We start from the raw sequence: 20,498 nt of genomic DNA, 5'->3' as shown, positions 1-20,498 counted from the left end.
AGCGGACAGCGACGCGCCGTTGACGGGGTGGAAACCGGCCCGGAGAGTGGTAATCCCACGCGAGGGGGACACGTGCGGTGGACGCCGCCGCGCGGATCGGGGGGCCGACGATGAGCACCGGGACAGCCCAGCAGGGCAGGAAGCTGCCATGGGGAGACGTGCTGCTCTCCGCGATCGCTGCCGTGAGCTGGGCGTTGATCGGAATGGCGGGCACGGCGGCGCTCGGTCTGCATCTGCTGGAGGCGGACTCCACGGCCTCGCTGGGGCCGATGACCGCGGCGGTTGTGGCACTTGGGGCGGGTGGTTCGGTCACTCCCACCGGTGATGTGTCGGCCTTCGGCCTGAAAGGAGCGGAGGCGGCGACCGCCATCGAGATCACGCCACTGGGCGTCGGCCTGGTGGGCGCGGTGCTGCTGTCGTGGTTCTTCCTACGATCCCTGCGCGGAGCGGGGGTTGTGATCTCCCTGTCGGAACTCCTCACGCGCGCGGGTGCGGTGATCGCCCTCTTCGTGGCCACCCTGGGCGGGCTGGCCTGGGCGGGGCACGACGTCATCACGATCGACGGCGGCGCCCTCGGCCTCGACGACCTGCCGGGCACGGGCGGCGGCGGAGGCGGCGGGGGCCTCGACATCCCCGGGCTCGGTGACATCAGCGGTCTGCTGCCCGACCGGGTCGGCGACCTGATTGACGCGAAGGCGGCGGTCGGCTTCACCGTGGACACCCTCCCCACTCTGCTCGGCGGCCTGGTCTGGGCGACGGGCGTCCTGACGGTCGCCCTCCTCGCCTCCCGCCGCACTCCCCTGCCGCCCGGCTGGGACGCGGTCCACCGGGTCGTACGTCCGGCTGCCTCGGCCCTGGTCACAGTGCTGCTGGTGGCGGTGGCGGCGGGCCTCGCGGCGGCGGCGTACGCGGCGATCGGCGACGACCATCCCAAGCGCATCGCGGGCGCGGCCCTGCTCGGCGCCCCCAACGGGGTCTGGCTGGGCGTCCCGATCGGCCTGTTCGTCCCCTTCGACGGCAGCGCCTCCGGAATCCTGGTGAACGTCCTCCCGGACCCCCTGGACCGGCTCCTCAGCAGTTCGCAGACCGACCAGTCGGTGAGCCTCGCCAAACTGGCCGAACTGGACAGCAGGGTGTGGCTGCTGGGCGTCGCGGCGGTACTGATGATGCTCCTCGCGGGCGTCCTGGCGGCGGCCCGAACCCCACTGGCCCGCGGCGTCGCCCCGACCGACGCCCACGCGCGCGTGCCCGTCGCCGTACGGGACCCGGGCGCCCTGCGCTTCGCCGCCCACTGCGCCCTGCGGCTGGCGGCGGTGACGGCGGTGGCGCTGCCCCTGCTCGCCTGGCTGGCGGAGGTGTCGGTGGACGCCTCGATCTCGGTCCTGGGCTTCGACGCGTTCGGCGCCGGTATCCAACTGCACGGCCAGCTGATCGCGGCTGTACTGCTGGGCGCGGTGTGGGGTGCGCTCGCGGGGGCGGCGGGCGCACTGCTGGCGTACGCGAGCGGGGCGGCGGGGTGGCGAGCGGTGCCGTTGGCGATGGGGGCAGCGCTGGAGGGTGCGGGGGGCTCGGGGAGTTTGGGCGGCGGGGGCATGGGGTCTGGGTCGGCTGGGGTGGGCGGGGCGACTGGGGCTGGCGGGGCGGGTGGTGGGGTGGCTGAGGTGCCTGGGCCGTACGGCGGTCGTCCGGGGCAGGCTGGGGGGCCGGGGCGGTACGGCGGGGGCCTGGAGCAGGGTGTAGGGGCGGGGCCGTACGCGGGTCATCCGGGGCAAGGCGGGGGGCCGGGTCCGTACGCCGGGCACTCGGAACAAGGCGGAGAGCCGGGGCCGTACGCCGGTCAACCAGAGCAGGCCGGAGGGCCGGGGCCATACACCGGGCACCCGGGCCAGGGCGGAGGGCCGGGTATGTACACGGGGCATCCGGAACAGGCCGGGGGTCCAGGGCCATATGGCAGTCACTCGGAGCAGGGCGCGGGGGCGGGTGCGTACACGGGTCGTCCGGAGCAAGGCAGGGGCCCAGAGCCTTACGCCGGGCACTCGGAGCAGGGCGCGGGGGCGGGGCCGAACGCGGGTTACCCGGAGCAAGGCGGTGGCCCGGGTCCGTACGCCGGGCACTCGGAACAAGGCGGAGAGCAGGGGCCGTACGCCGGTCAACCAGAGCAGGCCGGAGGGTCGGGGCCATACACCGGGCACCCGGGGCAGGGCGGTGGCCCAGGTCCGTACACCGGGCCGTACACGCCCGGTTCGTCGTATCGGCCGCCCAACCGGGACACCAATCCCTATCTGCGGCTGCCGGACGGGCGTCTGGAGCCCGAGGACGCGCGGCCTGTCGAACCCTGGCGGTCCTACGGCGGCGAGCAGCGGGCCGGGGACGGAAGTGGTCGACCGGCCGAGGGCGGTCCGGTTCCGGGCAGGCCGCAGCCGTACCGAGGTGGGCCGGTGCCCGATGCCCCGCGTACGGGAGGTCCGGCGACCGGCAGGGGCGGCGCGGCCGGGGGTGGTCGTCCCGGCGGAGCGCAGGGGCCGGGCGACGGTGATGACTCCGGCGGGCGCGGCCCGGATGAGGACGAGCAGGCGCCCGAAAACCTGTACGGGCTCCCCACCATGGCCAAGCCGGTGTCGCCGCCGCCGCGACGGCCCGGATGGCGCAAGGGCGGCACACCGGAGTCCGCGCCGGAGAAGCGGACCCCTCCCCCGCCGCCACCGCCCCCTCCGCCGCCACCACGTGCTCCCAAGGGAGGGCGCTGACCTGCTCGTAAGGTCTTCGCCACCGACGCGAAACGTACTGTTCCCCGTCCGTCAGGCGGACCGCGTGCGCGGTGGGCACTGAGTGCCGGATACGGTGGAAACACCATGAACGCTACGCAGACCGTTGACGTACCCACTCTCCTCGTCAAAATCTTCGGGAAGGACAGGCCGGGCATCACCGCCGGTCTGTTCGACACCCTTGCCGCCTACTCCGTGGACGTGGTCGACATCGAGCAGGTCGTCACGCGTGGCCGCATGGTGCTGTGCGCGCTCGTGACACAGCCGCCTGCCGGGCTCGAAGGCGACCTTCGCGCCACCGTCCACAGCTGGGCGGAGTCCATGAAGATGCAGGCGGAGATCATCTCCGGCCTCGGTGACAACCGGCCGCGCGGGCACGGGCGTTCGGTCGTCACCGTGCTCGGGCATCCGCTGACCGCCGAGTCGACCGCCGCCATCGCGGCGCGGATCACCAGGACCGGCGGCAACATCGACCGTATCTTCCGGCTCGCCAAGTACCCCGTGACGGCGGTCGAGTTCGCCGTCTCCGGGGTCGCGACCGAGCCACTGCGCACCGCGCTGGTCACCGACGCGGCGGCACTCGGTGTCGATGTCGCGGTCGTCGCGGCGGGGCTGCACCGGCGGGCACAGCGGCTGGTCGTCATGGATGTGGACTCCACGCTCATCCAGGACGAGGTCATCGAGCTGTTCGCCGCGCACGCGGGCTGCGAGGACGAGGTCGCCCAGGTGACCGCCGCCGCGATGCGCGGGGAACTGGACTTCGAGCAGTCGCTGCACGCGCGCGTGGCGCTGCTCAAGGGGCTCGACGCGTCGGTGGTGGACAAGGTGCGCAGCGAGGTCCGGCTCACGCCGGGTGCGCGCACGCTGATCCGGACGCTGAAGCGGCTCGGTTTCGAGGTCGGGGTCGTCTCGGGCGGGTTCACCCAGGTCACCGATGATCTGAAGGAGCGGCTCGGGCTGGACTTCGCCCAGGCCAACACGCTGGAGATCGTCGACGGGAAGCTGACGGGCAAGGTCGTCGGGGAGATCGTGGACCGGGCCGGCAAGGCCCGGCTGCTGCGGCGGTTCGCTGCGGAGGCGGGGGTTCCGCTGGATCAGACGGTGGCGATCGGTGACGGGGCGAACGACCTGGACATGCTGAACGCGGCGGGGCTCGGCGTCGCCTTCAACGCCAAACCGGTGGTGCGGGAGGCCGCGCACACCGCGGTGAACTTCCCGTTCCTGGACACCGTGCTGTATCTGCTGGGGGTTACCCGGGAGGAAGTTGAGGCTGCGGATACCCACGACGAGGAGTGAGGCGTCCTTCGGGGCGGCTGCTCTTCGGCGGGGGTTGTCGTGTCATCGCCGGGTGCGGGCACAGGCTGTGTCCACCCGGTCCGCTCTCGCGGAACGCCTGCCCACAGCCTGTGCCGCTTGCTTGCCTGCCTGCTTGCCTGTCGCTGACCTACTCCGTCGGCGCCCAGTAGTCCGACAACGTCGCCGTCCCCGGTTCCAGGCCCTTCCAGGAGCCCGTGAAGGACAGCACCGCGAAGGCCGCCGCCGGGAAGCCCCTTGTCACCTTTGTCCGGCTGTCGTCCTCGGACTCGCCGGCCAGGATGTCCGTGAGGGCCTGTACTCCGGGGTTGTGGCCGATCAGGACCACGTTTCCGGTGTCGTCCGGGGTTTCGTTGAGCAGGGTGATGAGCTCGCCGGGTGACGCCTCGTAGATCCGCTCCTCATAGACGGTCTTCGGCCGTTGTGGGAGTTCGTGGACGGCGAGTTTCCAGGTCTCGCGGGTCCGGGCGGCGGTGGAGCACAGGGCCAGGTCGAAGGGGATGCCGGTGTCGGCCAGCCTGCGCCCGGCGACTGCGGCGTCCTTGCGTCCCCGGTCAGCGAGCGGGCGCTCGTGATCGGTCACCTGGGGCCAGTCGGCTTTCGCATGCCGGAAGAGGACGATCTTGCGGGGTTCTGCGACGCTCATGGCATCCAGCTTCGCATGAAACACGCCATGTGGCGCAGGGAGTTGACGGGCGGCTCCGCAGGTGGGAATGGGGCATTCGCGGGGCTCAGCGGGTCACCAGCTCCCGGACGCGCTCAAGGAAGTGGGCTATCAACGGATCGCCCGTCGCCGCCTGTGCGTCGGTCGGGTTGAGCATCAGCGCGAGCAGCGCGACGAACGCGATCGTCGGCAGCGCGAGGGCCCACCATGGCAGCCGTATGTCGACTCCACGCGTGGTCGCCGGAAGGGGCCGGGAGTGCGTGCGGGCCGACATGATGCCTCCGTGGGTCTTCGAGCCGTCCGTGGTCCGCCGCTCGCGGCCACACCTCGAAGTTACGGAACCTCCGGCCCTCAACCCATCCGGTGATCCACCCACTTGACCCTGAGACTCGCCCCCTAGGGGATGGTGGGGCTACCCCCACCAACGGTCCTCACGGTGAGGCGATCGTCGCGATGACGGCGATGATCACGAAGATGGCGAAGAAGGAGCCGAAGACGAGCAGCATCTTCTTCTGGCCGTTCTGGGGATTCGGATCGAGCACTGGCATACGGCCAGTCTCGCACCCGCCGGACCGTCCCGCGTCAGCGGGTCGCCGCCGCCTCGTCCTCCACCGTGCGGGCCCGTCCGGCCAGTACGCCCGCCACCATCTGCGGCACCATCAGGCCCGCCATCAGCGCGAGCGGGAGCCCCCAGCCGCCGCTGTGCTGGTAGAGGACGCCGACGAGGAGCGGGCCGGGGACGGAGATCAGATAGCCGGTGCTCTGCGCGAAGGCCGACAGTTGAGCGACGCCCGCGCCGGTCCTGGCCCGCATCCCGACCATCGTCAGGGCCAGCGGGAAGGCGCAGTTGGCGATGCCTAGCAGGACCGCCCAGGCCCAGGCGCCGCCGGCCGGCGCAAGGTACAGGCCCGCGTACCCGATGAGTCCGCAGAGGCCGAGGGCGACCACGATCGGGCCCTGGTGGGGCAGGCGGGTGGCGAAGCGCGGGATGACGAAGGCGAGCGGCACGCCCATCGCCATGGTCACGGCGAGCAGCAGTCCGGCGGTGCCGGCCGGGACTCCCGCGTCCCGGAAGATCTGTGCCATCCAGCCCATGGTGATGTAGGCGGCGGTGGCCTGGAGCCCGAAGAACACGGCGAGCGCCCAGGCGGTACGGCTGCGGGTGACGCGCAGTGCGCCGGCCCCCGGTTCCGGTGCGGACGTCCCGCGCGCGGGAGGTGCCCCCCGTTCCGGGTCGCGGGCGTCGTGCGCTCCGCGGTCCCGCAGCAGCGGAATCCAGGGCAGTACGGCGACCGCCGCGAGCACCGCCCAGACCGTCAGTCCCGCCCGCCAACTCCCGCCCAGCGCCTCGGTCATGGGTACGGTGACCGCCGCCGCGGTGCCGGTCCCGAGGGCGAGGGCCATCGAGTACAGGCCGGTCATGGGGCCGACCCGGTCCGGGAACCAGCGCTTGACGACGACCGGCATCAGGACGTTGCCGACCGCTATGCCCATGAGGGCGAGCGCGCTGGCGGCCAGGAAGCCCGCGGTGGTGCCCGTGTAGGGCCGGATCGCCAGGCCCGCCGCGATGGCGGCCATCCCCCCGCACACGACCGCGCCGACGCCGAAGCGGCGGGCCAGGCGCGGTGCCAGGGCCCCGAAGAGGGCGAAACAGACGGCGGGTACGGAGGTGAGCACTCCGGCCGTGGTGCCGCTCATGCCGACTCCGTCGCGCACCTCTTCGAGGAGGGCGCCGACGCTGATGATGGCGGGGCGGAGGTTGAGGGCGGACAGCACCACGGCGACGACGACCAGCCGCGTGAGCCACGCGCGCGTGGCCGTGTCTCCGTCTTCTTCTCCGTCTCCACCTATGGATATGGGCATGGGCGTGGACGTCGTCGTCCGGGTCTTCTGACTCACCATGGCACCATCATAGAATCATGGGATGATTGGTTGTAGTCCCCCGTGCGAGGATGTGCCATGCCACCGCTGAGCCACCCCCGTCGATCCGCCCTGTCCGAGCAGGTCATCGCCGCGCTGCGGAGCCAGATCACCTCGGGCGAGTGGCCCGTGGGCTCCCGCATCCCGACCGAGCCGGAGCTGGTCGAGCAGCTCGGAGTGGCCCGGAACACGGTCCGCGAGGCGGTCCGGGCGCTCGCCCACAACGGCCTGCTGGACATCCGCCAGGGCTCGGGCACCTACGTCGTGGCGACCAGTGAGCTGGCCGGTGTGATGCACCGCCGGTTCGCCGACGCGGACCCCCGGCACATCGCCGAGCTGCGCTCCACGCTGGAGTCGGGCGCGGCCGAACTGGCGGCCCTGCGGCGCACCGAACGCGACCTCCAGCAGCTGGACGCGCTTCTGGTGCGCCGGGACGAGGCGTGGGCGTCCGGCGACGCGGAGGCGTTCGTGACGGCCGACGCGAGCCTGCACATGGCGGTGGTGGCCGCTTCCCACAACGACGTGATGACGGCGATGTACGCGGACCTGGGCGAGGTGCTGCGGGACTGGCTGCGCGACGACGTGGGCGCGGAGCTGACCCCCGACTCCCTGGTGGACCACGCCCCGCTCGTGGAGGCGATCCGCGCGGGCGACGCGACGGCGGCGGCCAAGGAAGCGGCCGGTTATCCGTTCTCCTGCCGGCTCAGGGCGTCCGCCTCAGGTGGCTGACCCACACCGAGCGGACCTCCTTCCAGCAGCGGCCGGTGAGCCGTACGGTCTGCGCGGGCCCCGCCTCGACCTGGACTCCGTCGCTGTCGAGGTCCCACCAGCGGTCGCACTCGATGTGCAGCCGTACACGGTCGGTGGCCACGTAGGGGTTGTGGCAGTACGCGGTCACCTGGGAGCCGGCGATCCGGGTGTGGCACGTGGCGCCGAAGGGCTCGGGCCGTTCCGGCTGCCGTACCTCGACCTGTTGCCGTGCCTGCACGCGCGCGTGCGGAACGGCCTCGTACGGAAGGGTGGTGAGGAGGGCTACGGCGACGAGCAGCGGGGCGAAGCTGCGGGACAGGCGCACAAGGGAACCTCCTCGGCCGAGCGGCTGCGGGGCGGGCGGTGCGGTACGTCCAGAGTGCGCGCCGCGCGGTACCCGCCGCCCGGTCAAGGGGGCCGAACGGGGGACGCCCCGCTCCCCGCACAGGGCGGGAAACGGGGCGTCGTCCTCGTAACGGATGCGGTTGGAGCGCTCAGGCGCCGATCGCGTGCAGGCCGCCGTCCACGTGGATGATCTCGCCGGTGGTCTTCGGGAACCAGTCGCTGAGCAGGGCGACGACACCGCGGCCAGCCGGCTCGGGGTCCTTGAGGTCCCACTCCAGCGGGGAGCGGTTGTCCCACACGGCGGCCAGGTCGGAGAAGCCCGGGATGGACTTCGCGGCCATCGAGGCCAGCGGGCCGGCGGAGACGAGGTTGCAGCGGATGTTCTGCTTGCCCAGGTCACGGGCGACGTAGCGGCTGGTGGCCTCCAGGGCCGCCTTGGCGGGGCCCATCCAGTCGTACTGCGGCCAGGCGAACTTGGCGTCGAAGGTGAGGCCGACGACCGAGCCGCCGTTCTGCATGAGCGGCAGGCAGGCCATGGTGAGCGACTTCAGGGAGAACGCCGAGACATGCATGGCGGTGGCCACGGACTCGAACGGGGTGTTGAGGAAGTTGCCGCCGAGGGCGTCCTGCGGGGCGAAGCCGATGGAGTGGACGACGCCGTCGAGGCCGCCCAGCTCCTCGCCGACGAGGTCGGCCAGCCGGGCCAGGTGCTCCTCGTTGGTGACGTCCAGCTCAAGCACCTTGGTGGGCTTGGGGAGCTTCCTGGCGATGCGCTCGGTCAGCGTGGGCCGCGGGAACGCGGTCAGGATGATCTCGGCGCCCTGTTCCTGGGCCAGCTTGGCGGTGTGGAAGGCGATGGACGACTCCATCAGCACACCGGTGATCAGGACCCGCTTGCCCTCGAGAATTCCGCTCATGGTGATCAGTGACCCATTCCCAGTCCGCCGTCAACGGGGATGACGGCTCCAGTGATGTACGAGGCGTCGTCCGAGGCGAGGAACCGCACCGTCGCGGCGATCTCCTCCGGCTGCGCGTACCGGCCCAGCGGTACCTGCTTCACGATGGACTCGCGCTGCTCGTCGGTGAGGACCTTGGTCATGTCGGTGTCGACGAAGCCGGGCGCGACGACGTTGAAGGTGATGTTGCGCGAGCCCAGCTCACGGGCGAGGGACCGCGCGAAGCCGACCAGACCCGCCTTGGAGGCGGCGTAGTTGGCCTGGCCGGGACCGCCGTACAGACCGACGACCGAGGAGATGAGGACGACGCGGCCCTTCTTGGCGCGCAGCATGCCGCGGTTGGCGCGCTTGACGACGCGGAAGGCGCCGGTCAGGTTGGTGTCGAGGACGGACGTGAAGTCCTCCTCGGACATCCGCATCAGGAGCTGGTCCTTGGTGACACCGGCGTTGGCGACGAGGACCTCGACCGTGCCGTGCTCGGCCTCGACCTCCTTGTAGGCCTGCTCCACCTGCTCGGTGTCGGTGATGTCGCACTTGACGGCGAGGCAGCCCAATTCGGTCAGGGCGGCCGGCGGCTCACCGGAACGGTATGTGATGGCGACCTTGTCGCCGGCCTCGGCGAACGCGCGGGCGATGGCGAGGCCGATGCCCCGGTTGCCTCCGGTGACGAGAACCGAGCGGCTCAACGGATCACCCTTTCGTTAGCGGTTCAACACCTGTCCGAACAGCAGGGTTGACAGGCTGCTTCTCCAAAAACCTATCGGTCTGCCGACGCCCGGGGACATTCGGGCACCGACAGTGGCTCACCCCTGCCGCTGTCGGGTCCCTACAGTCGGCGTGCATGATTCACTGCGAGACAGACGCATCACACTCACCGTGACAAGGAGAGGCCGCTCATGGCCCATGAGGTCGATCAGTCATTCCTGGCGCTGCCCCTACGTGCCCTGGCCGACGCCGCCCTCGCACGCGCGCGTGCGCTCGGTGCCGACCACGCGGACTTCCGGTTCGAGCGGGTGCGCAGCGCGTCCTGGCGGCTTCGGGACGCCAAGCCGTCCGGGTCGTCGGACACCACGGACCTGGGGTACGCGGTGCGGGTGGTGCACGGCGGGACCTGGGGGTTCGCGTCGGGCGTGGACCTGAGCATGGACGCCGCCGCGAAGGTCGCCTCGCAGGCGGTGGCCATGGCGAAGCTGTCCGCGCAGGTGATCAAGGCGGCGGGGTCCGACGAGCGCGTGGAACTGGCCGACGAGCCCGTGCACGCGGACCGGACCTGGATCTCGTCGTACGAGATCGACCCGTTCACCGTGCCGGACGAGGAGAAGGCCGGGCTGCTGGCCGAGTGGAGCGCGCGGCTGCTGGCGGCGAACGGCGTCAACCACGTCGACGCCTCGCTGCTCACGGTGCACGAGAACAAGTTCTACGCCGACACCGCGGGGACCGTCACCACCCAGCAACGGGTCCGCCTGCACCCGCAGTTCACGGCCGTCTCCGTCGACGAGTCGAGCGGCGAGTTCGACTCGATGCGGACGATCGCACCACCGGTCGGGCGCGGCTGGGAGTACCTCACGGGCCGGGGCTGGGACTGGGAGTCCGAGCTGGAGCAGATCCCCGAGCTGCTCGCCGAGAAGATGCGCGCGCCGAGCGTCGAGGCGGGGCTGTACGACCTGGTCGTCGACCCGTCCAACCTGTGGCTGACCATCCACGAGTCGATCGGCCACGCCACCGAGCTGGACCGCGCGCTGGGCTACGAGGCCGCCTACGCGGGGACCTCTTTCGCCACCTTCGACCAGCTCGGCAAGCTGCGGTACGGCTCCGAGCTGATGAACGTCACCGGCGACCGCACCGCCGAACACGGTCTGGCGACCATCGGATACGACGACGAGGGCGTCGCCGGTCAGTCGTGGGACCTGGTGAAGGACGGGACCCTGGTGGGCTACCAGCTGGACCGCCGGATCGCGAAGCTGACCGGGTTCGACCGGTCCAACGGGTGCGCGTACGCGGACTCGCCCGGGCATGTGCCCGTCCAGCGCATGGCCAACGTGTCGCTGCAGCCGGACCCGGGCGGGCTGGCGACCGAGGATCTCATCGGCGGGGTCGACCGCGGGATCTACGTCGTCGGGGACCGGTCCTGGTCCATCGACATGCAGCGGTACAACTTCCAGTTCACCGGGCAGCGATTCTTCAAGATCGAGAACGGCCGGATCACCGGGCAGCTCCGGGACGTGGCCTACCAGGCGACGACCACCGACTTCTGGGGCTCCATGGCGGCCGTCGGCGGCCCGCAGACGTACGTCCTGGGCGGCGCCTTCAACTGCGGCAAGGCCCAGCCGGGCCAGGTCGCGGCCGTGTCCCACGGCTGCCCGTCGGCCCTCTTCCGGGGCGTCAACATCCTCAACACCACGCAGGAGGCCGGTCGATGAGCGCCCGTATCAACAAGCCGCACGAGATCGTCGAGCGGGCCCTGGAGCTGTCGCGGGCCGACGGGTGTGTCGTCATCGCCGACGAGGGGTCGACCGCCAATCTGCGCTGGGCGGGCAACGCCCTCACCACCAACGGGGTCACGCGCGGGCGCACGCTCACCGTCGTCGCGACCGTCGGCGGCAAGCAGGGCACGGCCTCGGGGGTCGTCTCCCGCGCCGCCGTCACCGCCGACGAGCTGGAACCCCTCGTACGGGCCGCGGAGGCCGCCGCGCGCGGGGCGAGCCCCGCGGAGGACGCCCAGCCGCTGGTGTCGGGTGTGCCGCAGTCCCCCGACTTCACGGACGCGCCCGCGGAGACCTCCTCCGCGGTGTTCGCCGACTTCGCGCCGGCCCTCGGCGAGGCCTTCGCACGCGCGCGTGCCGGTGGCCGGGAGCTGTACGGCTTCGCCAACCACGAGCTGGTGTCGAGCTATGTCGGTACGTCCACGGGGCTGCGCCTGCGTCATGACCAGCCGAACGGGACGCTGGAGCTGAACGCCAAGTCCCCGGACCGTACGCGGTCCGCGTGGGCCGGGCGGTCGACCCGGGACTTCAAGGACGTCGACCCGGCCGCCCTGGACGCCGAACTCGCCGTACGGCTGGGCTGGGCGGAGCGGCGGATCGAGCTGCCCGCCGGGCGGTACGAGACGCTGCTGCCGCCGACCGCAGTCGCCGACCTGCTGATCTACCAGATGTGGTCGGCGTCCGCGCGGGACGCCGCCGAGGGGCGCACGGTGTTCTCCAAGCCGGGCGGCGGGACGCGGCTCGGCGAGAAGCTCACCGAGCTGCCGCTGACGCTGCGCAGCGACCCGAACGAGCCCGGTCTGGAGGCCTCCCCCTTCCTGCTCGCCCACTCCTCCGGCGACGACCAGTCGGTGTTCGACAACGGGCTGCCGCTGAGCGCCACGGAGTGGATCCGCGAGGGCGAGCTGAACCGCCTGATCACCTCCCGGCACACCGCCGGGCTGACCGGCCTGCCGGTGTCCCCCGCGATCGGGAACGTCGTCCTGGACGGGGGCGAGGACAAGTCCCTGGAGGACATGGTCGCGAACACCGAGCGCGGGCTGCTGCTGACCTGCCTCTGGTACATCCGCGAGGTCGACCCGGCCACCCTGCTGCTGACCGGCCTGACCCGTGACGGGGTGTATCTCGTCGAGAACGGCGAGGTGAGTGGCGAGGTCAACAACTTCCGGTTCAACGAGTCGCCGGTGAACCTGCTGGGGCGGGCCGTCGAGGCGGGGCGTACGGAGAAGACGCTGCCGAGGGAGTGGAGCGACTGGTTCACCAGGGCCGCGATGCCGGCGCTGCGGGTGCCGGACTTCAATATGAGCTCTGTCAGTCAGGGCGTATAACCTCGTTGCCGGTGGCCGTTCGGCTGCCGTAGAACTGCGTGAAGACCACTCAAGGAGATACGAGAACCGTGACGGACATCGTCGACGAGCTGAAGTGGCGTGGCCTGTGGGCCCTGTCCACCGACGAGGACGCCTTGCGCAAGGCTCTCGCGGACGGTCCCGTCACGTTCTATTGCGGCTTCGACCCGACGGCGGCCAGTCTGCACGTCGGTCATCTGGTGCAGGTGCTCACCATGCGCCGCCTCCAGCGGGCGGGGCTGCGTCCGCTGGCCCTGGTCGGCGGGGCCACCGGTCAGATCGGTGACCCCCGGCCCACGGCGGAGCGCACGCTGAACGACCCGGAGACGGTCGCGAACTGGGTGAACCGGCTCCGCGCGCAGATCGAGCCGTTCCTGTCCTTCGAGGGCGAGAACCCCGCGGTGATGGTGAACAACCTGGACTGGACGGCCGGTCTGTCGGCCATCGAGTTCCTGCGGGACATCGGCAAGCACTTCCGCGTCAACAAGATGCTGACGAAGGACTCGGTCGCCCGGCGGCTGGAGTCCCAGGAGGGCATCAGCTACACGGAGTTCAGCTACCAGCTCCTCCAGGGCATGGACTTCCTGGAGCTGTACCGCCGGTACGGCTGCACGCTCCAGCAGGGCGGCAGCGACCAGTGGGGCAATCTGACGGCCGGCCTGGACCTCATCCACCGGCTGGAGCCCGAGGCGCAGGCGCACTGTCTGGCGACGCCGCTGATGGTCAAGGCGGACGGCACCAAGTTCGGCAAGACCGAGGGCGGCGCCATCTGGCTCGACCCGGAGATGACGACGCCGTACGCGTTCTACCAGTTCTGGCTGAACGTGGACGACCGGGACATCTCGACGTACATGCGCATCCTGTCCTTCCAGTCCCGCGAGGAGTTGGAGGCGCTGGAGGCGCAGACCGCGGAGCGTCCGCAGGCGCGGGCCGCGCAGCGCGCCCTCGCCGAGGAGCTGACGACGCTGGTGCACGGCGCCGAGCAGACGGCCGCCGTGATCGCCGCGTCCAAGGCCCTCTTCGGCCAGGGCGAGCTGGGTGAGCTGGACGAGCGGACGCTGACGGCGGCCCTCTCCGAGGTGCCGCACATCCGGGTCGCCGAGGCGGGACCGGTCGTCGACCTGTTCGCCGAGGTCGGCCTGGTGGCCAGCAAGTCGGCCGCGCGGCGCACGGTGAAGGAGGGCGGTGCCTACGTGAACAACGCGAAGGTCGCCGCCGAGGACGCCGTCCCCGCGAAGGAGGACCTGCTGCACGGACGCTGGCTGGTCCTGCGCCGGGGGAAGAAGAACCTGGCGGCGGTGGAGGTCACCGGCTGACCGGTGACCTCCAGTTCGTCGTACGTACGTGTGAAGGGGGGCGGCCCTCGATCGGGCCGCCCCCCTTCACACGTACCGCTAGGCCTGCTGTCTCTTGCCGCGCATCATCGAGTACGCCATGTCTCCCAGGAACACGATCACGACGGCCGCCGCGAGCTGGAGCGCGTGCCGGCCCCAGTCGATGCCGCTCGTCTCGTCGATGCCGATACCTCGTGCGATCGCGTTGCCGACGATGGCGCCGATGATGCCGAAGACGGTCGTCAGCCAGAGCGGGCTGTGCTGCTTGCCCGGAATGATCGCCTTGGCCAGCAGACCCAGCACGAATCCCACGATGATCGCCCACAACCAGCCCATGGCTGCCTCCTCGTACGGCTCTGGTGAGCATTACGGCCAGTGTCGGCCCGTTCGCGCTACGGCGCATGTCGGGGACCTCGGTACGCGGTACGGCGCAGGGGGGTCACCCCGGTGGAAGGTGCCCCGGTCTCGTAGGCGACGCAGGCGCGGCGTAACGTGGAAGCTGTCCGGACCCTGGTTCCCCGACCCGGTTCGGCACGGGTACGGGCCGGGGCGTGTCCGATTCGGGTGGACGGTGGAATGTGATGCGGAAGCAGAGCAGCAGTGGCGGCGCCCAGGTCTTCCGGATCACCGGAGCCCGGCAGGGGCTGGCGGACGACGTCCGCGGCAGACAGCGCCGGTACATCATCTCCATGTCCGTGCGCACGGTGGCCGTGATCCTCGCGGCGGTGCTCTGGAACGTCGAACGGCACGTCGCGTTCGTGGCGTTGGTGCTCGGCATGATCCTTCCGTACATCTCCGTGGTGATCGCCAACGCCGGCCGGGAGAACGCGCCGGGTCTTCCGTCGACGTTCGTGACGGCTCCGGTGCGGCCGATGATCGCGCCGCCCCGGCCGGAGGACGGGTTCGCGGAATCGGCAGCGGAAGGTGTCGGGGGCGATCAGGCGGGCGACATGCGGGGCGAACCGCGCGAGCGGGCCTGACCGGAAGCCGGTGCGGGCGGCTTCGCCAAGCTCAAGAAAAGCTCAGATCAATCATGTTGTTCCAGTGCCGGTCGGACGCTTACCCATGACATACTTCGTACGCGCTCCGCATCCCCCGTCGGAGCGACAGACCGACGCCGGGCAGCTCCCCCCGTGGCTGCTCGGCGTCGCCTTTTGAGCGTTGTTCCGGCCGGGTTTTCGGCCGGGTTAGGGTCAGTGGATGTTCGGTCCTGACCCTGACTCCCCCATCTGTTCCGCCAAGGCCTGCCGGGCGGACGCGGTGTGGGTCCTCGCCTGGAACAACCCGAAGCTGCACACGCCGGAGCGGCGGAAGACCTGGCTGGCTTGCGAGGAACATCGCGAGCACTTGTCCCAGTTCCTCGGAGTGCGAGGGTTCCTGAAGGACGTCGTAACGCTCAGGGAATGGGAAGCGGCGGAGAAGCGGGAGGACTGAGCCTCTCAGCCCCCGATCGCCGACATCGGGCGGTCCGGCTGGACGAACTCCGGGTCGTCCAGGCCCGCTCCCGCCTTCTTGCCCCACATCGCCTCGCGCCAGATGCGGGCTATCTCCTCGTCGGGGGCGTCGGAGCGCAGGGTCGCGCGGAGGTCGGTCTCCTCGCGGGCGAAGAGGCAGGTGCGGATCTGGCCGTCGGCCGTCAGGCGGGTGCGGTCGCAGGCCGCGCAGAAGGGGCGGGTGACCGAGGCGATGACACCCACGACATGCGGGCCGCCGTCCACCAGCCAGCGCTCCGCGGGGGCCGAGCCCCGCTTGTCGGAGCCCTCCTCCGTCAGCTCGAAGCGGGTGCGCAGGGAGGTCAGGATGTCGCCCGCCGTGACCATGCCCTCGCGCTTCCAGCCGTGCTGGGCGTCCAGGGGCATCTGCTCGATGAAGCGCAGTTCGTAGTCGTGCTCGACCGCCCAGGCGAGGAGGTCGGGGGCCTCGTCGGCGTTCAGGCCCGGCATCAGGACCGCGTTGACCTTCACCGGGGTCAGGCCCGCCGCACGGGCCGCTTCCAGGCCCGCGATGACGTCCTTGTGGCGGTCGCGGCGGGTGAGCGTCTTGAAGACGTCCGGGCGCAGGGTGTCGAGGGAGACGTTGACGCGGTCCAGGCCCGCCGCCTTCAGGGCAGCCGCCGTACGGACCAGGCCGATGCCGTTCGTCGTCAGGGACATCTGCGGGCGGGGAGCCAGCGCGGCGACCCGCTCCACGATGCCGACCAGGCCGGGGCGCAGCAGGGGTTCGCCGCCGGTGAAGCGGACCTCCTCGATGCCCAGCAGGCGGACGGCTATGTCGATGAGGCGGACGATCTCGTCGTCCGTGAGGAGGTCGGGCTTGGCCAGCCACTGCAGGCCCTCCTCGGGCATGCAGTACGTGCAGCGCAGGTTGCAGCGGTCGGTCAGCGAGACGCGCAGGTCGGTGGCCACTCGGTTGTACGTGTCGATGAGCACGTGGGCCCCCTCCCTCGTAGCGGATCTCGTGCGGATCGCGTGGCGGAGCAGTTTTTCTCCGACACCTGCGAGCCTACGTGACCCCACTGACAACGAAGCCGCCCCGATGCCACAGAACGTGGAGCGGGGCCGTCGTAGGTCCCTACGACGGCCCCGCTCCGTGTGCGCGGTGGAACGTCTAGTGCGCGCCAGTGCCCGTGAGGGACCGGACCTCCAGCTCGGCGTACTTGCCGGCGTCGGGCTCCTCCTTGGAGAGGACCGTGCCGAGCCAGCCCATGAGGAAGCCGAACGGGATGGAGATGATGCCGGGGTTCTTCAGCGGGAACCAGTGGAAGTCGACGTCCGGGAACATCGCCTTCGGGTCGCCCGAGACGACCGGCGAGAACAGCACCAGGCCGACCGCCACGATCAGGCCGCCGTAGATCGACCAGAGGGCGCCCTGGGTGGTGAACCTCTTCCAGAACAGGCTGTAGAGGATCGTCGGGAGGTTGGCGGACGCGGCCACCGCGAACGCCAGGGCGACCAGGCCGGCCACGTTGAGGTCGCGGGCGAGGGCGCCCAGGCCGATGGAGACGACACCGATGAGGACGGTGGCCCAGCGGACCGCCTTCATCTCCTCCTTCTCGGTGGCCTTCCCCTTGCGGATGACGTTGGCGTAGATGTCGTGCGCGAAGGACGACGACGAGGCCAGCGTGAGACCGGCGACGACCGCGAGGATCGTCGCGAAGGCGACCGCGGAGATCGTCGCGAGCAGGACCGCGCCCCAGGCCGAGTCGACGCCGCCGAGGTGCAGGGCGAGCAGTGGCGCTGCCGTGTTGCCCGAGGGGTTGGAGTCGGTGATCTCTTTCTGGTCGATCAGCGCGGCGGCGCCGAAGCCGAGCGCGATCGTCATCAGGTAGAAGCCGCCGATGATGCCGATCGCCCAGATCACGGACTTACGGGCGGCCTGGGCCGTGGGCACCGTGTAGAAGCGGATCAGGATGTGCGGCAGACCGGCGGTACCGAGGACCAGGGCGATGCCCAGGGAGATGAAGTCCAGCTTGGAGGTGCCGGTGGCGCCGTACTGGAGGCCGGGCTCCAGGAACGCGTCGCCCTTGCCGCTGCGTTCGGCGGCGGTGCCGAGCAGATCGGAGATGTTGAAGTTGAACTTCAGCAGCACCAGGAACGTAATGAGGATGGTGCCGCTGATGAGCAGCACGGCCTTCACCATCTGGACCCAGGTGGTGCCCTTCATGCCGCCGATGGAGACGTACACGATCATCAGGACGCCGACGAGGGCGACGATGGCGACCTTGCCCGCGTCCGAGGTGATGCCGAGGAGGAGCGAGACGAGTACGCCCGCGCCCGCCATCTGGGCCAGCAGGTAGAAGATCGAGACGACGATCGTCGAGGTGCCTGCGGCCGTACGGACCGGGCGCTGGCGCATGCGGTACGCGAGGACGTCACCCATGGTGTAGCGGCCGGAGTTGCGCAGCGGTTCGGCGACCAGGAGCAGGGCGACCAGCCAGGCGACGAGGAAGCCGATGGAGTACAGGAAGCCGTCGTACCCGAAGAGGGCGATGGCGCCCGCGATGCCGAGGAAGGACGCGGCGGACATGTAGTCGCCGGAGACCGCGAGGCCGTTCTGGAAGGCGCTGAACTGGCGTCCGCCGGCGTAGAAGTCGGAGGCGCTCTTGGTCTGGCGGCCCGCCCAGACGGTGATGATGAGGGTCGCGACGACGAACACCGCGAACAGGGAGATGATCAGCGGCCGGTGCTCACTGGCCTCACCTGCGGCGAGAACACTCTGCTGTACGGGGCTCATGCGCCGCCCTCCATCCGGGACTTGATCGCCTCACCCTTGGGGTCGAGGTTCGCGGCGGAGTACCGCGCGTACCACCAGGCGATGAGGAACGTGGTGACGAACTGGGCGATGCCGAGGACGAAGGCGACGTTGATGTGGCCGACGAGCTTGGTGCCCATGAAGCCGCCCGCGTAGTTCGACAGCAGGACGTACAGCAGGTACCAGGTGATGAAGCCGATGGTCAGCGGGAAGGCGAAGGAGCGGTGGGCGCGGCGCAGTTCGCCGAACTCGGCGCTCTGCTGCACCTCGACGAACTCCTCCGTGGAGGGGAGGTGGGGTTCTGTCTTCGAGGGGGGCGGTGCGTCGGTGGCCACGGAGTCTCCTCGCGTTGCGGGTGCGGTTACGACGGTGGACGGCGGTGCGTGGTCGTTCGGGGGCGATGCGGGGCTGGGTACGGACATGGTTCTTCTCTGACCTCACGGTGATCTGGATCACAGGGGGTCGGCTCGCGATGGTAGGGCCCCCACGCGTGATCCGACAGGGGGCTCGATGGTGCTCGCGCTCCCTGTCCAAGGTCACGGCGCCACGCGAGGCCCGGTTCAACTCCTCGCGCTTCTTTCCGAACTGGTCTCCGGAAGTCATTGCTGGCCAGCGGCGATGCGGGATAGCTTCGCCCTGTACCACCCGTCATGTACCTGCAAAACCAGCGGTGCGGGCCACACGCCCGTGCCCGCTTTTTCGCGCGTACGCAACTGTTGTCCGTCCCTGCTGTGCGCTTGCCCGGCAACCATCCTTGTCCGGGCCGGCCTCGTTTCCGGATGATGTGGAGAACCCATGGCTCATCTGCGCTCCAGACGTCGGCTCGCCCTCGCGGTGCCTGTCGTGCTGTCCCTCACCGCCTCCCTCGGCTTCCTGCCCATGACCGCGTCGGCGGCCGAGCCGGCCGCCTCCGCGGTGGCTGCCGCGGACGGTCCGAACCTCGCGTACGTCGTCAACACCAAGAGCACCGACCGTCACACGATCGGGACCGTGACAAAGGCGATCTCCGCGGCCGGCGGGACCGTCGTGATCACGTACGCCAAGATCGGTGTGATCGTCGTCCACTCCGCGAACCCCTCCTTCGGGGCGGAGATCCGCGCCGCGCGCGGGGTGCGGTCCGCGGGTGCCACGCGGACCACGCCGCTGGTGGCCGCCGGGACGACCGACGAGGGTGCGGCGGACTATCTGACGGCCGCGGAGGCGGCCAAGGTCGAGGCCGCGTCGGCGAAGACCCCCGAGAGCGAGCCCCTCGAAGCCGACCAGTGGGACCTGCGGGCGATCGGCGCCGACAAGGCCGCCAAGATCAACCCGGGCAGCCGCAAGGTCACCGTCGCTGTGATCGACACCGGCGTCGACGACACCCACCCCGACCTCGCCCCGAACTTCTCCGCGGCCCAGTCGGCGAACTGCGTCGGCGGCGTCGCGGACACCAGCGCGGGTGCCTGGCGCCCGTACACCGCCGCCGACTACCACGGCACCCATGTCGCCGGTGAGATCGCCGCCGCCCGCAACGGCGTCGGGGTGGCCGGGGTCGCGCCCGGTGTGAAGGTCTCCGGGATCAAGGTGAGCGACCCGGACAACGGGCTCTTCTACCCGGAGAGCGTGGTGTGCGCCTTCGTGTTCGCCGCCGACCACGGCGTCGAGATCACGAACAACAGCTACTACGTTGATCCATGGCTGTACAACTGTGTGGACGACCCCGATCAGCGGGCCATTGTTGACGCGGTCAACAGGGCACAGCTGTACGCGACGAAGAAGGGCACGCTCAACCTCGCGTCGGCGGGCAACTCCTCGCACGACCTGGCCTCGGACGCGATCGTCGACGACTCCAGCCCCGACGACTCGACGCCGGTCACCCGCACGATCGACCCGCACGAGTGCTTCGACGTGCCGACCCAGCTCCCGGGTGTCGTCACAGTGAGCGCCACGGGCGTCAACAGCGTCAAGTCGTACTACTCCACCTACGGCAACGGCGTCATCGACATCGCGGCGCCGGGCGGCGACCGTCGCTACCAGATACCGGACACGCCGTCGAAGGACGGTCGCATCCTGTCCACCATGCCGAACAGCGCGTACGCCTTCCTCCAGGGCACCTCGATGGCCTCGCCGCACGCCGCGGGTGTCGCCGCGCTGCTGAAGTCGAAGCACCCGTGGGCGACCCCGGCCCAGCTGCAGCGGCTGCTCAAGGCCCAGGCGAACAACCCGGGCTGCCCCGAGTCGTACGACCAGGACGGTGACGGCACGCAGGACGCGGTGTGCCAGGGCGGCGAACGGGTCAACGGATTCTTCGGGTTCGGAATCGTCGACGCGCTGCGCGCGGTCAAGTAGCCCACGCGTTTTTCCGAGTCCTCCCGTACGTCCCGCACATCC

Annotated in this window: 19 protein-coding genes and 1 pseudogene; 9 read left to right on the top strand and 11 right to left on the bottom strand. The window is 70.5% G+C overall.

Features of this window, described 5'->3' with window-relative positions:
* Positions 1 to 110 precede the first annotated feature (110 nt).
* Together CW359_RS38520 and serB are read left to right on the top strand one after the other, a co-directional pair.
* Positions 111 to 1,787 (top strand): annotated as a pseudogene (locus CW359_RS38520) (streptophobe family protein); the annotation flags it as partial.
* A gap of 1,065 nt (positions 1,788 to 2,852) precedes the next feature.
* Positions 2,853 to 4,061 (top strand): phosphoserine phosphatase SerB, encoded by a 1,209-nt coding sequence (serB, locus tag CW359_RS38515; protein ID WP_105974875.1) that lies wholly within the window; start codon positions 2,853 to 2,855, stop codon positions 4,059 to 4,061.
* 148 nt (positions 4,062 to 4,209) lie between these two features.
* On the opposite strand, the gene CW359_RS38510 is transcribed toward serB, so the two are convergent.
* The 4 genes from CW359_RS38510 to CW359_RS38495 all read right to left on the bottom strand — a co-directional run bounded on the left by CW359_RS38510 (position 4,210) and on the right by CW359_RS38495 (position 6,645).
* Positions 4,210 to 4,725 carry a SixA phosphatase family protein gene (locus CW359_RS38510; RefSeq protein WP_105974874.1) on the bottom strand — a complete coding sequence of 172 codons (516 nt, stop codon included), beginning with the start codon at positions 4,723 to 4,725 and terminating at the stop codon, positions 4,210 to 4,212.
* Positions 4,726 to 4,810: 85 nt separating this feature from the next.
* Positions 4,811 to 5,017, bottom strand: coding sequence for a hypothetical protein (locus tag CW359_RS38505; RefSeq protein WP_105974873.1), 207 nt, complete (start codon positions 5,015 to 5,017; stop codon positions 4,811 to 4,813).
* 157 nt (positions 5,018 to 5,174) lie between these two features.
* On the bottom strand, positions 5,175 to 5,291 hold the full coding sequence (locus tag CW359_RS47225) for an SGM_5486 family transporter-associated protein (RefSeq protein ID WP_105974872.1): 117 nt from the start codon (positions 5,289 to 5,291) through the stop codon (positions 5,175 to 5,177).
* 34 nt (positions 5,292 to 5,325) lie between these two features.
* Positions 5,326 to 6,645, bottom strand: coding sequence for a CynX/NimT family MFS transporter (locus CW359_RS38495; protein ID WP_105974871.1), 1,320 nt, complete (start codon positions 6,643 to 6,645; stop codon positions 5,326 to 5,328).
* A 57-nt stretch (positions 6,646 to 6,702) separates the two neighbouring features.
* Between CW359_RS38495 and CW359_RS38490 the strand changes: the two genes are divergently transcribed.
* Entirely contained in the window at positions 6,703 to 7,392 is a 690-nt protein-coding gene (locus CW359_RS38490; protein ID WP_105974870.1) for a FadR/GntR family transcriptional regulator, read from the top strand.
* Here the strand turns inward: CW359_RS38490 and CW359_RS38485 are convergent.
* The 3 genes from CW359_RS38485 to fabG all read right to left on the bottom strand — a co-directional run bounded on the left by CW359_RS38485 (position 7,367) and on the right by fabG (position 9,400).
* Positions 7,367 to 7,738 carry a hypothetical protein gene (locus tag CW359_RS38485; RefSeq protein ID WP_105974869.1) on the bottom strand — a complete coding sequence of 124 codons (372 nt, stop codon included), beginning with the start codon at positions 7,736 to 7,738 and terminating at the stop codon, positions 7,367 to 7,369. The two genes, CW359_RS38490 and CW359_RS38485, sit on opposite strands and share 26 nt — an antisense overlap.
* Positions 7,739 to 7,907: 169 nt before the next feature.
* Positions 7,908 to 8,675 carry an enoyl-ACP reductase FabI gene (gene fabI, locus CW359_RS38480; RefSeq protein ID WP_105974868.1) on the bottom strand — a complete coding sequence of 256 codons (768 nt, stop codon included), beginning with the start codon at positions 8,673 to 8,675 and terminating at the stop codon, positions 7,908 to 7,910.
* Between the two features lie 5 nt (positions 8,676 to 8,680).
* Positions 8,681 to 9,400 carry a 3-oxoacyl-[acyl-carrier-protein] reductase gene (fabG, locus tag CW359_RS38475; RefSeq protein WP_105974867.1) on the bottom strand — a complete coding sequence of 240 codons (720 nt, stop codon included), beginning with the start codon at positions 9,398 to 9,400 and terminating at the stop codon, positions 8,681 to 8,683.
* 210 nt (positions 9,401 to 9,610) lie between these two features.
* Between fabG and CW359_RS38470 the strand changes: the two genes are divergently transcribed.
* The 3 genes from CW359_RS38470 (at position 9,611) to tyrS (ending at position 13,859) form a co-directional block, all read left to right on the top strand.
* Positions 9,611 to 11,134 (top strand): TldD/PmbA family protein, encoded by a 1,524-nt coding sequence (locus CW359_RS38470; RefSeq protein ID WP_105974866.1) that lies wholly within the window; start codon positions 9,611 to 9,613, stop codon positions 11,132 to 11,134.
* On the top strand, positions 11,131 to 12,525 hold the full coding sequence (locus tag CW359_RS38465; protein ID WP_105974865.1) for a metallopeptidase TldD-related protein: 1,395 nt from the start codon (positions 11,131 to 11,133) through the stop codon (positions 12,523 to 12,525). The genes CW359_RS38470 and CW359_RS38465 overlap by 4 nt, the downstream gene beginning before the upstream one ends.
* A gap of 68 nt (positions 12,526 to 12,593) precedes the next feature.
* A complete protein-coding gene (tyrS, locus tag CW359_RS38460; RefSeq protein WP_105974864.1) occupies positions 12,594 to 13,859 on the top strand; it encodes a tyrosine--tRNA ligase in 1,266 nt (421 codons plus the stop codon).
* A 78-nt stretch (positions 13,860 to 13,937) separates the two neighbouring features.
* Here tyrS and CW359_RS38455 read toward each other — a convergent pair whose 3' ends face one another.
* Positions 13,938 to 14,213 carry a GlsB/YeaQ/YmgE family stress response membrane protein gene (locus tag CW359_RS38455; protein ID WP_105974863.1) on the bottom strand — a complete coding sequence of 92 codons (276 nt, stop codon included), beginning with the start codon at positions 14,211 to 14,213 and terminating at the stop codon, positions 13,938 to 13,940.
* A 245-nt stretch (positions 14,214 to 14,458) separates the two neighbouring features.
* Here CW359_RS38455 and CW359_RS38450 point away from each other — a divergent pair, with 245 nt between their 5' ends.
* A complete protein-coding gene (locus CW359_RS38450; RefSeq protein ID WP_105974862.1) occupies positions 14,459 to 14,857 on the top strand; it encodes a DUF3099 domain-containing protein in 399 nt (132 codons plus the stop codon).
* A 220-nt stretch (positions 14,858 to 15,077) separates the two neighbouring features.
* Positions 15,078 to 15,311: a hypothetical protein gene (locus tag CW359_RS38445; protein WP_105974861.1), complete on the top strand. Its 234-nt coding sequence runs from the start codon at positions 15,078 to 15,080 to the stop codon at positions 15,309 to 15,311.
* A 5-nt stretch (positions 15,312 to 15,316) separates the two neighbouring features.
* On the opposite strand, the gene moaA is transcribed toward CW359_RS38445, so the two are convergent.
* The 3 genes from moaA to CW359_RS38430 form a co-directional block, all read right to left on the bottom strand.
* Positions 15,317 to 16,306 carry a GTP 3',8-cyclase MoaA gene (moaA, locus tag CW359_RS38440; RefSeq protein ID WP_232838790.1) on the bottom strand — a complete coding sequence of 330 codons (990 nt, stop codon included), beginning with the start codon at positions 16,304 to 16,306 and terminating at the stop codon, positions 15,317 to 15,319.
* Positions 16,307 to 16,484: 178 nt separating this feature from the next.
* Positions 16,485 to 18,110, bottom strand: a complete 1,626-nt coding sequence (locus CW359_RS38435; RefSeq protein ID WP_105974860.1) for a solute symporter family protein — start codon at positions 18,108 to 18,110, stop codon at positions 16,485 to 16,487.
* Positions 18,107 to 18,463 carry a DUF485 domain-containing protein gene (locus tag CW359_RS38430; protein WP_105974859.1) on the bottom strand — a complete coding sequence of 119 codons (357 nt, stop codon included), beginning with the start codon at positions 18,461 to 18,463 and terminating at the stop codon, positions 18,107 to 18,109. Before CW359_RS38430 ends, CW359_RS38435 begins: the two co-directional genes overlap by 4 nt.
* A gap of 460 nt (positions 18,464 to 18,923) precedes the next feature.
* On the opposite strand from CW359_RS38430, the gene CW359_RS38425 reads away from it, so the two are divergent.
* Positions 18,924 to 20,456, top strand: a complete 1,533-nt coding sequence (locus CW359_RS38425; RefSeq protein WP_105974858.1) for a S8 family peptidase — start codon at positions 18,924 to 18,926, stop codon at positions 20,454 to 20,456.
* Positions 20,457 to 20,498 lie beyond the last annotated feature (42 nt).

Origin of the sequence: Streptomyces geranii, assembly GCF_002954775.1 — a bacterium.
Taxonomy (GTDB): Bacteria; Actinomycetota; Actinomycetes; order Streptomycetales; family Streptomycetaceae; genus Streptomyces; species Streptomyces geranii.
The sequence above is the reverse complement of the archived record's forward strand: the minus strand, read 5'-3'. Positions and strand labels throughout refer to the sequence as shown.

What these genes read in the sequence shown, in the direction of transcription:
- CW359_RS38445 (WP_105974861.1), top strand. Translation starts at nt 15,078, where the DNA reads ATGTTCGGTCCTGACCCTGACTCCCCCATCTGTTCCGCCAAGGCCTGC.
- CW359_RS38510 (WP_105974874.1), bottom strand. Translation starts at nt 4,725, where the DNA reads ATGAGCGTCGCAGAACCCCGCAAGATCGTCCTCTTCCGGCATGCGAAA.
- fabI (WP_105974868.1), bottom strand. Translation starts at nt 8,675, where the DNA reads ATGAGCGGAATTCTCGAGGGCAAGCGGGTCCTGATCACCGGTGTGCTG.
- serB (WP_105974875.1), top strand. Translation starts at nt 2,853, where the DNA reads ATGAACGCTACGCAGACCGTTGACGTACCCACTCTCCTCGTCAAAATC.
- CW359_RS38450 (WP_105974862.1), top strand. Translation starts at nt 14,459, where the DNA reads ATGCGGAAGCAGAGCAGCAGTGGCGGCGCCCAGGTCTTCCGGATCACC.
- CW359_RS38490 (WP_105974870.1), top strand. Translation starts at nt 6,703, where the DNA reads ATGCCACCGCTGAGCCACCCCCGTCGATCCGCCCTGTCCGAGCAGGTC.
- CW359_RS38465 (WP_105974865.1), top strand. Translation starts at nt 11,131, where the DNA reads ATGAGCGCCCGTATCAACAAGCCGCACGAGATCGTCGAGCGGGCCCTG.
- CW359_RS38435 (WP_105974860.1), bottom strand. Translation starts at nt 18,110, where the DNA reads ATGAGCCCCGTACAGCAGAGTGTTCTCGCCGCAGGTGAGGCCAGTGAG.
- CW359_RS47225 (WP_105974872.1), bottom strand. Translation starts at nt 5,291, where the DNA reads ATGCCAGTGCTCGATCCGAATCCCCAGAACGGCCAGAAGAAGATGCTG.
- CW359_RS38470 (WP_105974866.1), top strand. Translation starts at nt 9,611, where the DNA reads ATGGCCCATGAGGTCGATCAGTCATTCCTGGCGCTGCCCCTACGTGCC.
- CW359_RS38455 (WP_105974863.1), bottom strand. Translation starts at nt 14,213, where the DNA reads ATGGGCTGGTTGTGGGCGATCATCGTGGGATTCGTGCTGGGTCTGCTG.
- CW359_RS38495 (WP_105974871.1), bottom strand. Translation starts at nt 6,645, where the DNA reads ATGGTGAGTCAGAAGACCCGGACGACGACGTCCACGCCCATGCCCATA.
- CW359_RS38425 (WP_105974858.1), top strand. Translation starts at nt 18,924, where the DNA reads ATGGCTCATCTGCGCTCCAGACGTCGGCTCGCCCTCGCGGTGCCTGTC.
- CW359_RS38505 (WP_105974873.1), bottom strand. Translation starts at nt 5,017, where the DNA reads ATGTCGGCCCGCACGCACTCCCGGCCCCTTCCGGCGACCACGCGTGGA.